Origin of the sequence: Enterobacter cloacae complex sp. 277I4 (genome assembly GCF_050031465.1) — a bacterium.
In the GTDB taxonomy this organism is placed as follows: Bacteria; Pseudomonadota; Gammaproteobacteria; order Enterobacterales; family Enterobacteriaceae; genus Enterobacter; species Enterobacter cloacae.
Genome location: NZ_JBLGWC010000001.1, coordinates 1,206,690 through 1,220,305, shown reverse-complemented (window position 1 = coordinate 1,220,305; position 13,616 = coordinate 1,206,690). Strand labels below are relative to the sequence as shown.

At 56.0% G+C, this 13,616-nt stretch carries 12 protein-coding genes; 8 read left to right on the top strand and 4 right to left on the bottom strand.

What is annotated here, in order from left to right; genetic code table 11:
- Positions 1–13: 13 nt before the first annotated feature.
- Complete coding sequence (locus tag ACQG19_RS05695) at positions 14–868, top strand: co-chaperone YbbN (protein WP_013095911.1); 855 nt, start codon at positions 14–16, stop codon at positions 866–868.
- A gap of 48 nt (positions 869–916) precedes the next feature.
- On the opposite strand, the gene fetB is transcribed toward ACQG19_RS05695, so the two are convergent.
- Together fetB and fetA are read right to left on the bottom strand one after the other, a co-directional pair.
- Entirely contained in the window at positions 917–1,699 is a 783-nt protein-coding gene (gene fetB / locus ACQG19_RS05690; RefSeq protein ID WP_020685020.1) for an iron efflux ABC transporter permease subunit FetB, read from the bottom strand.
- A complete protein-coding gene (fetA, locus tag ACQG19_RS05685) occupies positions 1,692–2,363 on the bottom strand; it encodes an iron efflux ABC transporter ATP-binding subunit FetA (protein ID WP_013095909.1) in 672 nt (223 codons plus the stop codon). Before fetA ends, fetB begins: the two co-directional genes overlap by 8 nt.
- A 162-nt stretch (positions 2,364–2,525) precedes the next feature.
- On the opposite strand from fetA, the gene ACQG19_RS05680 reads away from it, so the two are divergent.
- Entirely contained in the window at positions 2,526–3,440 is a 915-nt protein-coding gene (locus ACQG19_RS05680) for an SPFH domain-containing protein (protein ID WP_008499312.1), read from the top strand.
- The gene (locus tag ACQG19_RS05675; protein WP_020685017.1) at positions 3,437–3,889 is read left to right on the top strand and encodes an NfeD family protein; all 453 of its coding nucleotides are present in this window, start codon (positions 3,437–3,439) and stop codon (positions 3,887–3,889) included. Before ACQG19_RS05680 ends, ACQG19_RS05675 begins: the two co-directional genes overlap by 4 nt.
- Here the strand turns inward: ACQG19_RS05675 and cueR are convergent.
- Positions 3,886–4,296 carry a Cu(I)-responsive transcriptional regulator gene (gene cueR, locus ACQG19_RS05670; protein WP_013095907.1) on the bottom strand — a complete coding sequence of 137 codons (411 nt, stop codon included), beginning with the start codon at positions 4,294–4,296 and terminating at the stop codon, positions 3,886–3,888. The two genes, ACQG19_RS05675 and cueR, sit on opposite strands and share 4 nt — an antisense overlap.
- Positions 4,297–4,404: 108 nt before the next feature.
- Between cueR and copA the strand changes: the two genes are divergently transcribed.
- From copA to ybaK, 3 genes are all read left to right on the top strand, one after another.
- Entirely contained in the window at positions 4,405–6,903 is a 2,499-nt protein-coding gene (copA, locus tag ACQG19_RS05665) for a copper-exporting P-type ATPase CopA (RefSeq protein WP_426725828.1), read from the top strand.
- Positions 6,904–7,051: 148 nt separating this feature from the next.
- Positions 7,052–7,846, top strand: a complete 795-nt coding sequence (locus ACQG19_RS05660; protein ID WP_149896823.1) for a TraB/GumN family protein — start codon at positions 7,052–7,054, stop codon at positions 7,844–7,846.
- A 199-nt stretch (positions 7,847–8,045) separates the two neighbouring features.
- Positions 8,046–8,525, top strand: a complete 480-nt coding sequence (gene ybaK, locus ACQG19_RS05655) for a Cys-tRNA(Pro)/Cys-tRNA(Cys) deacylase YbaK (RefSeq protein ID WP_010428207.1) — start codon at positions 8,046–8,048, stop codon at positions 8,523–8,525.
- Positions 8,526–8,647: 122 nt separating this feature from the next.
- Here ybaK and ushA read toward each other — a convergent pair whose 3' ends face one another.
- Positions 8,648–10,300 carry a bifunctional UDP-sugar hydrolase/5'-nucleotidase UshA gene (gene ushA / locus ACQG19_RS05650; RefSeq protein WP_013095904.1) on the bottom strand — a complete coding sequence of 551 codons (1,653 nt, stop codon included), beginning with the start codon at positions 10,298–10,300 and terminating at the stop codon, positions 8,648–8,650.
- A 163-nt stretch (positions 10,301–10,463) separates the two neighbouring features.
- Between ushA and ACQG19_RS05645 the strand changes: the two genes are divergently transcribed.
- Complete coding sequence (locus ACQG19_RS05645) at positions 10,464–11,684, top strand: MFS transporter (protein WP_246931616.1); 1,221 nt, start codon at positions 10,464–10,466, stop codon at positions 11,682–11,684.
- Between the two features lie 228 nt (positions 11,685–11,912).
- Positions 11,913–13,589, top strand: a complete 1,677-nt coding sequence (ybaL, locus tag ACQG19_RS05640) for a YbaL family putative K(+) efflux transporter (protein WP_040021505.1) — start codon at positions 11,913–11,915, stop codon at positions 13,587–13,589.
- Positions 13,590–13,616: the final 27 nt, after the last annotated feature.

Below are 13,616 nucleotides of genomic sequence, written 5' to 3'. Positions count from 1 at the left end.
AAGAGAATGCCGCATGTCCGTACAGAATATCGTCAATATTACTGAAGCAAACCTGCAACAGGTCCTCGAACAGTCGATGGTTAAACCGGTACTGTTCTACTTCTGGTCTGAACGCAGCCAACACTGTCTGCAGCTGACGCCGGTCCTCGAAAGCCTTGCCGCGCAATACAATGGCCAGTTTATTCTCGCCAAACTGGACTGTGATGCAGAACCCATGGTGGCCTCACAGTTTGGCCTGCGCGCCATCCCCACGGTCTATCTTTTCCAGAATGGACAGCCTGTTGATGGCTTCCAGGGACCGCAGCCTGAAGAGGCGATCCGCGCCCTGCTGGATAAAGTGCTGCCGCGTGAGGAGGAGCTAAAAGCGCAGGAAGCCATGGCGCTGATGCAGGAAGGTAAATACGACGAAGCCCTGCCGCTGTTGAAAGACGCCTGGCAGCTCTCTAAGCAGAACAGCCAGATTGGCCTGCTGCTGGCTGAAACGCAGATTGCCCTGCACCGCTCAGAAGATGCTGAAGCCGTGCTAAAAACGATCCCGTTGCAGGATCAGGACACCCGCTATCAGGGCCTGGTGGCGCAAATTGATCTGCTGAAACAGGCGGCGGATACCCCGGAAATCCAGCAACTCCAGCAGCAGGTTGCCGATAACCCGGCCGACGCAGCGCTGGCAAGCCAGCTGGCACTCCAGCTGCATCAGGTGGGTCGAAATGAAGAGGCCCTGGAACTGCTGTTCAGCCACCTGCAAAACGATCTGGCTGCCGCAGACGGTCAGGCGCGGAAAATGTTCCAGGAGATCCTGGCCGCGCTGGGTACCGGCGATGCGCTGGCCTCGAAGTACCGTCGTCAGCTGTACGCGCTGCTCTACTAAAAAAAATGCCCGGTGGCGCTCACGCTTACCGGGCCTACACAAACAGGCTTAATCCGCTTTTTTTAGCTGTGTGACCACCAGCTGGTGGCGCGCGTTGTAGAACTTCCTATACGTCAGATAACAGGCAATGATGGTCGACAGGCTCGCCGTGGAGAGCAGCATAAAGGTCACCATGATCTGATATTTGATCGCTTTCACCGGATCAATGCCAGCGAAGATCAGCCCTGACATCATCCCCGGCAGACTCACCAGCCCGACCGTTTTCGCCGAATCCACCGTGGGGATCAGCGACGCGCGGATACTCTCACGAATCAGCCGCGCCGACGCCACTTTTGGCGTGGCCCCCAGGCTTAACTTCTCCTGCAGCTTCTGTTGCTCACTGCTGAAGCGCTGGCCAAGGTTGTTGTAGCACAGCCCTACCGCCACCATGGCGTTCCCGGCGATCATCCCGGAGATGGGGATCACCTGCATCGGCGTAAACTCAATAGAGCCAGATAGCACCAGCACCGCCAGCGTCAGCGCGGTCCCGGTCGTAATGGCAATAAATGACGAGACAAACGCCTTATCGATATATTTGCTGCGCTTCTGCGCATTCCACGCTGCGTTGAAGCAGATAAACAGCACCATCAGCAGCGTCAGCACCGCGTGGTTGACGTTAAAGATGTACTTCAGCACATAGCCAACGATGATGAGCTGAATCACCGCGCGGCAGATGCTCCAGAGAATATCTTTCTCCAGCCCCAGCTTTTCCCGGTAGCTGACTAAAATCGCCACCAGTACCAGCACCATCGAAAACGCCAGCGATGCGTTGGTGATATTATGCTCACCCATGGTTTGCCTCCTGCCATTTTCCACCCTGCGGCTGCAGCGTGATGACATCATCCGCATGGGCAATTTCATTTGCGTCGTGCGTCACCCACAGCACGGCAATATTCTGTTCACTGGCGTAGCGATGGATGATGTCGTTCACGTTGCGCTTGTTGGCCTCATCCAGCGCGCTGGTGATCTCGTCCAGCAGCAGCACCTTCGGTAAAAACTGCAGGTTACGAATCAGCGAAACGCGCTGCTTTTCGCCCCCGGAGAGCTCATTAATGGATTTGGTCAATGTCTCCTGCGCCAGGCCAAAGCGGGCCAGGTCAGCGATAAATTTATTCGGCTCCGGCGTTTGCTGGCGAATCTGCCACGGGAAGATCAGGTTGTCATAGACCGTTTCGCCGAACAGTGAAGGGGTCTGTACACAATAAGAGACCTGCTGGCGATAGCGTTCCGGAGAGAGGGTCGCAATATCGTGGCCCTCAAACAGAACGGTTCCCTCCGTAGGACTTAGCAGTGAAGCCACAATTTTCAGCAACGTGCTTTTGCCGCAGCCTGACGGCCCGGTGATTAATTTAAACTCGCCCGGTGAAAGGCAAAATTCGACGTGCTGAAGGATCGTATTCCCCCCAACACGAAACCCGACATCCCTGAGATGTAATATGTTTTTTTGATCGTTCATTCCGCTTCCGTTAACCGCTTCTGGTAAAAATCGTCTGTAGCATAATCCTTTGTCCATTCCCAGCCTATTTTCAGAGGCGAATTTCAGCCCGATAGCCGATATACTGATGAACAATAAACATGCATTTTTACTCATCAACAGCATGCAAAACAGGAGGTTTTTATGCTTATCGTTGTTCCTGTCCTAATATTCGTTGCGCTGGTTATTGTGGGCGCCGGGGTCAAAATTGTCCCGCAGGGATATCAGTGGACCGTTGAACGCTTCGGCCGCTACACCAATACACTCCAGCCAGGTTTGAGCCTGATTGTTCCCTTCATGGACAGAATTGGTCGCAAGATCAACATGATGGAACAAGTGTTGGATATCCCCTCGCAGGAAGTTATTTCGAAGGATAACGCCAACGTCACCATCGATGCCGTCTGTTTTATTCAGGTAATTGATGCGCCCAAAGCTGCCTATGAGGTGAGCAACCTGGAGCTGGCGATTGTTAATCTGACGATGACCAACATCCGTACGGTACTCGGCTCTATGGAGCTGGACGAAATGCTCTCTCAGCGTGACAGCATCAACACCCGTCTGCTGCACATTGTTGATGAAGCGACAAACCCGTGGGGCATTAAAGTCACCCGCATTGAAATCCGGGACGTTCGCCCGCCTGCGGAGCTTATCGCTTCGATGAACGCCCAGATGAAGGCAGAACGAACCAAGCGCGCCTATATTCTGGAAGCCGAAGGGGTGCGTCAGGCGGAGATCCTGAAAGCCGAAGGGGAAAAACAGTCGCAAATTCTGAAAGCGGAAGGGGATCGCCAGTCTGCCTTCTTGCAGGCAGAGGCGCGTGAACGTTCTGCCGAAGCGGAAGCCCGCGCAACCCAGATGGTATCCGAGGCCATTGCCGCCGGTGACATCCAGGCCGTGAACTACTTTGTCGCGCAAAAATATACCGATGCGCTGAAAGAGATCGGCTCGGCAAATAACAGCAAAGTGGTGATGATGCCGCTGGATGCCAGCAGTCTGATGGGCTCCATTGCCGGGATTGCTGAACTTATCAAAGACAGCGGAAACGAGCGCAAAAAATGATCGAGCTGATCGTCGCACATCCTCATGCTTTCTGGCTAAGTCTGGGTGGCTTACTGCTGGCCGCAGAGATGCTTGGTGGCAACGGTTATCTGCTCTGGAGCGGTGTGGCCGCGGTGATTACCGGGCTGCTGGTCTGGCTGCTCCCCCTGGACTGGGCGTGGCAGGGCGCGCTGTTTGCCGTGCTGACGCTGGTGGCCGCCTGGCTGTGGTGGCGCTGGCTGAACCGTCAGGTTAACGAGCAAAAACCGCTGGATACCCATCTCAATCAGCGTGGACAGCAGATCGTCGGCCAGCGCTTTACGCTTGAGACTGCTCTGGTGAACGGCCGCGGACATATGCGCGTGGGCGATAGCTCCTGGCCGGTGGTGGCCGACGATGACCTCAGCGCCGGGACGCGGGTTGAGGTCATCGCGGTGGAAGGGATTACGCTTCGGGTGAAAGCCTGCTAAGCCTGCGCCTTACGATGACAGCAGCCGGCAAGATTATCGATAATCGGGCAGTCGGCGCTGTCATCTCCCGGACAGGATTCCGCCAGCGCCAGCAGCTGCTTGCGCATCGCTTCCAGTTCCGTAATGTGCCGTTCAATCTCCGCCACTTTTTCCAGCGTCCTTTTTTTTACATCTGCGCTGTGGCGTTTTGGATCGTTGAACAGATTCACCAGCTCACCGCACTCTTCAAGGTTAAAACCCACCTGACGCGCCTGACGCAGTAAGGTCAGCTCGTCCAGATGCAGTTGCGTGTAGCTACGGTAGCCGTTTTCGCTGCGCAGCGGCGGCGTCACCAGCCCCTTCTCTTCATAAAAGCGGATTGCTTTGCTGGTCAATCCGGTTTTTTTCGCAACATCGCTGATATTCACATTTCCCCCTTGACCTTCCCCTTGATGGAAGGTTTAACCTTCATAACAGTTAGCGAAAAGCGTTACTCCGGTCAACAACTGACCAGTTCATTATACGGGAGTTTTGTTATGTCTCACACAATTGACCTGACACTGGACGGCCTCTCCTGCGGCCACTGTGTCAAACGCGTTAAAGAAAGTCTGGAACAGCGTCCTGATGTCGAAAGCGCTGACGTCACTATCGATCACGCCGCCGTCACCGGCAGCGCCAGTGCGCAAGCGCTGATTGATACCATCAAACAGGCAGGTTATGGGGCGGAGCTGAGCCACCCAAAGGCTAAACCGCTGGCAGAGTCATCATCCCCGTCGGAAGCACTGACAGCGGCCACTCCTGAGCTTCCGGCAGCTGATGATATCGATGACAGCCAACAGCTGCTGATCAACGGCATGAGCTGCGCCAGCTGCGTCTCCCGGGTGCAAAATGCCTTGCAGGCGGTACCCGGAGTCGCGCAGGCACGGGTCAATCTTGCGGAGCGTACTGCGCTGGTCATGGGCAGTGCCTCCGCCGCAGAATTAGTGCAGGCTGTTGAAAAAGCGGGCTATGGCGCAGAGGCCATCGAAGATGATGCCAAACGCCGCGAACGCCAGCAGGAAACGGCTATCGCCACCATGAAACGCTTCCGCTGGCAGGCCATTGTTGCGCTGCTGGTCGGGATCCCGGTGATGGTGTGGGGCATGATCGGTGACAACATGATGGTCACCGACGATAACCGCACGCTGTGGCTGGTCATTGGTATTATTACGCTTGGTGTAATGGTATTTGCAGGCGGACATTTCTACTCCAGCGCCTGGAAGAGCCTGAAAAACCGCACCGCAACCATGGATACGCTGGTGGCACTCGGCACGGGTGCGGCATGGCTCTACTCCATGAGCGTGAACGTCTGGCCACAGTGGTTCCCGATGGAAGCCCGCCATCTCTATTATGAAGCGAGCGCGATGATCATCGGCCTGATTAACCTGGGCCATATGCTGGAAGCCCGTGCCCGTCAGCGCTCCTCAAAGGCGCTGGAACGGCTGCTGGATTTAACCCCCCCGACCGCCCGCGTGGTCACTGACGACGGAGAAAAAAGCGTTCCGCTGGCCGAGGTTCAGCCCGGTATGACGCTGCGTCTGACCACCGGTGACCGTGTTCCCGTGGACGGAGACATCACGCAGGGTGAAGCCTGGTTTGACGAAGCGATGCTCACCGGGGAACCCGTTCCGCAGCAGAAATCACAGGGTGATGGCGTGCATGCCGGTACGGTGGTGCAGGACGGCAGCGTGCTGTTCACCGCCAGTGCGGTGGGAAGCCACACCACGCTGTCCCGTATTATCCGCATGGTGCGCCAGGCACAGAGCAGTAAGCCTGAAATAGGTCAGCTGGCCGATAAAATCTCCGCCATTTTTGTGCCGGTAGTAGTGGGCATCGCGCTGCTGAGCGCGGCTATCTGGTATTTCTTCGGCCCGGCGCCGCAAATTGTCTATACCCTGGTGATCGCCACCACGGTACTGATTATCGCCTGTCCTTGCGCGCTCGGCCTTGCGACGCCGATGTCGATTATCTCCGGCGTGGGCCGCGCCGCCGAGTTTGGCGTGCTGGTACGTGATGCAGATGCCCTGCAACGCGCCAGCACTCTCGACACGCTGGTCTTTGATAAAACCGGTACCCTGACCGAAGGTAAACCGCAGGTTGTATCCGTGCATACCTCAGGCTTCGCGGAGGCTGACGCGCTGCGTCTTGCCGCGGCCCTGGAACAAGGCTCCAGCCACCCGCTGGCGCGAGCCATCATTGAGAAAGCCGGTGAGGCCAGCCTGCCGCAGGTGAACAACTTCCGCACCCTGCGCGGATTAGGCGTCAGCGGTGAGGCCGAAGGACACACACTGCTGCTGGGTAACCAGGCCCTGATGAATGAAAACGGCATAGCGACTTCAACGCTGGAAAGTGAACTGAATGCCCAGGCATCACAGGGCGCAACCCCTGTCCTGCTTGCGGTGGACGGTCATATTGCGGCCCTGCTGGCCGTGCGCGATCCGTTACGTCAGGACAGTGTGGATGCCTTACAACGACTGCACCGCGCGGGCTACCGCCTGGTGATGTTAACCGGGGATAACCCAACCACGGCCAACGCCATCGCCAGAGAGGCGGGGATCGATGAAGTCATTGCCGGTGTCCTGCCGGACGGCAAAGCGGACGCCATTAAAACGCTGCAACAACAGGGGCGCCAGGTCGCGATGGTTGGCGACGGTATTAACGATGCGCCGGCGCTGGCACAGGCAGAGGTGGGGATTGCCATGGGAAGCGGGAGCGACGTTGCCATTGAGACGGCAGCCATCACACTGATGCGACACAGCCTGATGGGTGTTGCCGATGCGCTGGCGATTTCGAAAGCCACGTTGCGCAACATGAAGCAGAACCTGCTGGGTGCGTTTATCTATAACTCGCTCGGTATCCCGATTGCTGCCGGCATTCTGTGGCCCCTGACCGGTACGCTGCTTAACCCGGTGGTCGCAGGTGCAGCGATGGCGCTCTCCTCCATTACCGTGGTGAGCAACACCAACCGTCTGCTGCGCTTTAAACCGAAAGCGTAATACGTTGTAGGCCGGGGAAGCGCAGCGCCACCCGGCTTTTTTGCCTGATGGCGCTGCGCTTATCAGGCCTACGAAACGTGCCGACGTTCACCTGTTGCGCCGCCCTGCCCCACGCGTTAGCATGAACCTTTCCGTTTATGGAGCGCGTATGAGTCTGTTTCGCCGTATAAAAACATCGTTTCGCGCCCTCTTCCCCCGCCGTTATACCTGGCCCGGAATGGATATTTCGCTCCCCGGCGGTCAGCATCTGCACCTGGTGGGCAGCATACATATGGGCACGCAGGATATGTCCCCGCTGCCCTCTGGTCTGTTATCCCTCCTGAAGCAGGCCGATGCGCTGGTGGTTGAGGCGGATATTTCAGGCCACGAGTCTCCCTTTGCCGGGCTGGAGAGCGATTTGACCCTGGCCGACCGTCTGGACGAGGCTCAACTCGCCGAACTGACGCGCGTGGCGGATGAAACCGGCGTTTCGCTCTCGATGCTGGACACCCTGCCGCTCTGGCAGATTGCCATGATATTACAGGCGACGCAGGCGCAGCGTCTGGGTCTGCGCGGTGATTACGGTATTGATTACCAGCTGCTGAATGCGGCCCGGGCACACCGTCTGCCGATCATTGAGCTGGAAGGTACCGATAGCCAGATTGCCCTCCTTCGCCAGCTGCCTGATGACGGTCTCATTCTTCTTGATGATACGCTGACGCACTGGCATACCAACGCCCGTCTGCTGCAAACCATGATTGGCTGGTGGCTGGATGCCCCGCCTGCTGAGGGGAAATTAACGCTGCCGTCGACGTTCAGTGAATCGCTGTATGATGTGCTGATGAACGCACGCAATGCGGCATGGCGGCAGACGCTGCATGCGTTACCTGCCGGGCATTACGTGGTTGCGGTGGGGGCATTACATTTGTACGGAGAAGGAAACTTGCCGTCGCTGCTGAAATAAAAAAATGGCCAATATTTCTATTGGCCCGTCAAAGAGGAATTTCATCGTTTTTATTATGCCGAAGGAGACCTTCGGTTGAGCCGATTGTCGCTCAAAGTGACCATCACTGCCAATACTATTGCGCAAGATGGTGCTATTTTTTAGACAAACGTCAGGCGTATGCTGTCAGCATGAATTGTCTGTCGTAAGAAGGATAGCTATGACTCCCGCCGTTAAATTACTCGAAAAAAACAAAATTTCTTTCCGGATCCACACTTACGATCACGATCCGAACGAAACCAATTTTGGTGATGAAGTGGTGCGCAAACTGGGGCTGAACGCCGACCAGGTCTATAAAACGCTGCTGGTGGCCGTGAATGGCGATATGAAGCATCTCGCCGTCGCGGTCACGCCCGTGGCTGGTCAACTGGACCTGAAGAAAGTGGCCAAAGCGCTGGGAGCGAAAAAGGTAGATATGGCAGACCCAATGGTTGCGCAACGCACCACGGGTTATCTGGTGGGCGGGATCAGCCCGCTCGGGCAGAAAAAACGCCTGCCAACGCTGATTGACGCCCCTTCTCAGGAATTTGAAACCATCTATATTTCCGGCGGCAAGCGCGGGCTGGATATCGAACTGGCCGCAGGCGATCTGGCCAAAATGCTGGATGCGAAGTTTGCGGATATTGCGCGCAGGGATTAAAAGAAAAAGCCGGGTGGCGGCTGCGAGGTAAAAGCAAAACGGTAACAGACGTTACCGTTTTTTGTGTTCGCGCCCTCTCCCGGTGGGAGAGGGTTGGGGTGAGGGCATCAGGCCGCACAACGTTACTGCCAGCTCACCTCGCCTTTCGGCTCATACGCATTCACGTCGATCGGTGAATTCTGCTCGATAAACTGCTTCAGAACCTCGGCATCAATAAAGCCGGTATTCACATAGCCCGGTTTATTATCGATGTGCGGATAACCGTCGCCGCCGGTGGCGTTAAAGCTTAAGGTTGCCAGACGGTAGGTTTTCGCGGGATCAACCGGCTCACCCTTGATTTTGAGATCGTTGAGCTTGCCGTCTTTGGCCACAAAGCTGACGTTAGCGAACTGCGGATAGGCGCCGGAGTCCGGCTTCATCTGCGCCACGGCGGTAAGGTACTCAATCACCTCTTTCCCGCTCATATCGGCATAAACCACCACGTTGCCAAACGGCTGCACCTTCAGCACATCTTTATAGGTGATATTCCCGCCTTCGATGGAATCACGGATCCCGCCGCCGCTCATCACACCAAAATCAGCGCCGGTGCGCGCGATTTGTGCCGCCAGCACCAGGTGACCCATATTGGTCTGTACGAAACGGACTTTGCTGCGGTCCCCTTCCAGACGCCCGTTCAGCGTACCGATTTTCACGTCCAGCTGCGCTTTGCCTTTATTCTGGAACGGGGTTAACAGGGAGAGCATCTGTGGGTTCTCGGGGATTTCCGGGGTGTAGAGTACGCGCTCACTTTTCCCGTCCGGGTAGGTCACTTTTTTCTTCAGGTTGACCGGGATGAGCTGATAATGCACCAGTTTCATCTCGCCGTTACGGAACTCAAAGTCGGCACGGCCAACGTATTTACCCCACTCGTGCGCCTGCACAATCCAGATCCCGTTCTGACGGTCTGGTGCACACGGCGTGCCGGGAACATAATCCACCTGCTTTTTATTCTCCGAGGCCATGCACACCGGATCTTGTGAGTGACCACCCACAATCATTGCCAGCGAGCCCGCAGGGAGGCTGCGCGCCATTTCAACGTCGCCCGGTGCGTTAGAACCATGCTCGCCGTTGTCGTAATGTCCCATATGGGTGGTGGCGATGATCACGTCCGGTTTTTCGTTTTGCTGCAACTCCTGAATCACCAGCTTCGCTTCATCTGCCGGTTTACGGAATTCGATATCGGTAAAGAACTCCGGGTTGCCAATTTTTGCCGTATCGTCCGTGGTGAGGCCAATCACCGCGATTTTCAGATCCTGACGCTTAAACAGCGCCCACGGTTTAAACAGGCGTTCACCGGTACTTTTCTGATAGATATTGGCGGAGAGGAACGGAAATTTGGACCATTTTTCCTGCTGGCGCAGCACGCTCAGCGGGTTATCAAACTCATGGTTTCCGACGGCCATTGCATCGTAACCGATTAAATTCATGCCACGAAAATCAGGCTCAGCATCCTGTAAATCGGACTCCGGCACGCCGGTATTGATATCGCCCCCCGATAACAGCAGCACGCTGCCCCCTTCGGCGGCAACCTCTTTACGAATGCCATCCACCAGCGTTTTTTGCGCGGAGAGACCATATTCGCCATACTCGCTGCGCCAGAAATGGCCGTGGTGATCGTTGGTATGCAGGATCGTAATTTTATACGTTTTGTCTTTTTCATACGCCTGTGCGGGCAGGCTTGCCAGACCCCAGGCGGCGAGCAGCGCCAACGCGACGCCATGCTTCATTAACTTCATCTTCTCTCTCCCTGACCAATAGACAAACGCAAAAATTACAGTGAGTAACAAGAATAGACAAATAAGTTTTCATAATTGCGACTTTCTTCAAATGTCGCTGGCAGGTATGTTAGTTGGATAATAATTACCCCCTGCATTTTTCATCACTAACGACGTGGTATTTATGGCAATCAGTGAATCAACCCAGCCCGTTTCGGGCGCGCCGGCGTCGCCGCCACCCTCGCGCACCTCATTTAAAGTCTTAGGCGCTATTAGCCTCTCCCATCTGCTCAACGACATGATCCAGTCGCTGATCCTGGCGATTTACCCGCTGCTGCAATCCGAGTTTTCATTAACCTTCGTGCAGATCGGGATGATCACCCTGACCTTCCAGCTGGCCTCTTCGCTACTGCAACCTATCGTCGGTTACTGGACGGATAAATATCCGATGCCGTGGTCGCTGCCGATTGGCATGTGCTTCACCCTGAGCGGGCTGGTGCTGCTGGCTATGGCGGGCAGTTTTGAAGCGGTGCTGCTTGCCGCCGCGCTGGTGGGGACCGGCTCGTCGGTCTTCCATCCGGAGTCCTCCCGCGTGGCACGTATGGCCTCCGGCGGGCGCCACGGGCTGGCGCAATCACTCTTCCAGGTGGGCGGTAATTTTGGCAGTTCCCTCGGCCCGCTGCTGGCGGCAGTGATCATCGCCCCCTACGGCAAGGGTAACGTCGCCTGGTTTGTGCTGGCCGCCCTGCTGGCGATCGTTGTGCTCGCCCAGATCAGCCGCTGGTATGCCGCACAGCACCGTGTAAACAAAGGCAAACCAAAAGTGAAGGTTATCAATCCCCTTCCACGCAATAAGGTGATCCTGGCCGTCTCCGTGCTGCTGGTGCTGATTTTCTCGAAATATTTCTATATGGCGAGCATCAGCAGCTATTACACCTTTTACCTGATGCAAAAATTCGGATTATCGGTACAAAACGCGCAGTTCCATCTGTTTGCTTTCCTGTTTGCCGTCGCAGCAGGGACGGTGATTGGCGGGCCAGTCGGGGATAAAATTGGCCGTAAATATTTTATTTGGGGCTCTATCCTTGGCGTTGCTCCCTTTACCCTTATTTTGCCTTACGCCAGCCTTGAATGGACGGGCATTTTAACGGTGATTATTGGTTTTATTCTGGCCTCGGCGTTCTCGGCTATCCTGGTGTATGCGCAGGAGTTGTTACCGGGGCGTATTGGTATGGTTTCCGGGCTCTTCTTTGGTTTCGCCTTCGGCATGGGCGGCCTTGGTGCAGCCGTGTTAGGCATGGTTGCCGACCACACCAGTATCTTCCTGGTTTATAAAATCTGCGCTTTCCTGCCACTTCTGGGGATGTTGACCATATTCCTGCCTGATAATCGTCATAAAGCGTAATTTCATGGCTGCCAAAGTGTAACTTTGGCAGCCTGATGCCCTCATGGTATAAGGCTTTCCTGTTCATCCCTTCTCTGAATTTATCAAAACCTGTCTTTTCTGAGGCATGTTGCCGTTTTATTCAAACTTCAACAATTATTCATAAACACAAGGGTAAAAATTGTCATAAACTATTACTCGGTTTTTGGTTTTCACCAAAATGGAACACCCACAACGAAAGGAGACGGAATGCACCACGCCACACCGCTTATCACCACCATTGTTGGTGGACTTGTGCTCGCTTTTATTCTCGGCATGATTGCCAATAAACTGCGTATTTCCCCTCTTGTGGGCTATCTGTTAGCCGGGGTACTGGCGGGACCGTTTACGCCTGGCTTCGTTGCGGATACCAAACTGGCACCTGAACTGGCGGAACTGGGCGTGATTCTGCTGATGTTTGGCGTGGGGCTGCATTTTTCCCTGAAGGACCTGATGGCGGTAAAGTCTATCGCCATACCGGGAGCGATCGCCCAGATAGGGGTGGCGACGCTGTTGGGCATGGCGCTTTCGGCCGTACTGGGCTGGTCGTTAATGACCGGCATCGTATTTGGGCTATGTCTCTCAACCGCCAGTACCGTGGTGCTGCTGCGCGCGCTTGAAGAGAGGCAACTGATAGACAGCCAGCGCGGACAAATCGCAATCGGCTGGCTGATTGTTGAAGATCTGGTGATGGTGCTGACGCTGGTCCTGCTGCCTGCCGTCGCCGGAATGATGGAAAAAGACACCCTCGGCTTTGCCTCGCTGGCGCTGGATATGAGCATCACCATCGGAAAAGTGGTGGCGTTTATCGCCATCATGATGCTGGTAGGCCGCCGTCTGGTGCCGTGGATCATGTCGCGCAGCGCGGCCACCGGCTCGCGTGAACTGTTCACCCTTTCCGTCCTTGCGCTGGCGCTGGGGATTGCCTTTGGTGCGGTGGAGCTCTTTGACGTCTCCTTTGCCCTTGGCGCGTTCTTCGCCGGGATGGTGCTGAATGAATCCGAACTGAGCCACCGAGCGGCGCACGACACCCTCCCCCTGCGTGATGCCTTCGCGGTGCTGTTCTTTGTCTCCGTCGGGATGCTGTTTGATCCGATGATTCTGGTTCAGCAGCCGTTGGCCGTACTGGGGACGCTGGCGATTATCATCTTTGGTAAGTCGGTCGCCGCCTTTTTCCTGGTGCGAATGTTCGGCCACTCGCCGCGTACCGCTCTTACCATCGCCGCAAGCCTGGCACAGATTGGTGAGTTCGCCTTTATTCTGGCAGGTCTGGGGATGGCGCTGAACCTGCTGCCGCAGGCCGGGCAGAACCTGGTGCTGGCGGGAGCGATCCTCTCGATTATGCTGAACCCGGTGCTGTTCGCGCTGCTGGAAAAATATCTCGATAAAACAGAAACCCTTGAAGAGCAGACGCTCGAAGAGGCCATTGAAGAAGAGAAGCAGATCCCGGTGGATATTTGCAACCACGCCCTGCTGGTCGGCTTTGGCCGCGTGGGAAGCCTGCTCGGCGAGAAGCTGATGGCGCAGGGGATCCCGCTGGTGGTGATTGAAACCTCGCGCACCCGCGTCGATGAGCTGCGCGAGCGCGGTATTCGCGCAGTGCTGGGCAATGCGGCGAACGAAGAAATTATGAACCTGGCGCATCTGGACTGCGCCCGCTGGCTGCTGCTGACCATTCCAAACGGCTACGAAGCGGGTGAGATTGTGGCCACTGCACGTGAGAAATGCCCAACGATTGAGATCATTGCCCGCGCCCATTACGACGACGAGGTGGATTACATCACCGAACGGGGTGCGAATCAGGTGGTGATGGGTGAGCGCGAAATTGCGAATACGATGCTGGCGCTGCTGGCGAAGCCGCCGGTTGAAGAAGAGGTGACGGGCTAGCTTGTGCGGCCTGGTCCCCTCACCCTA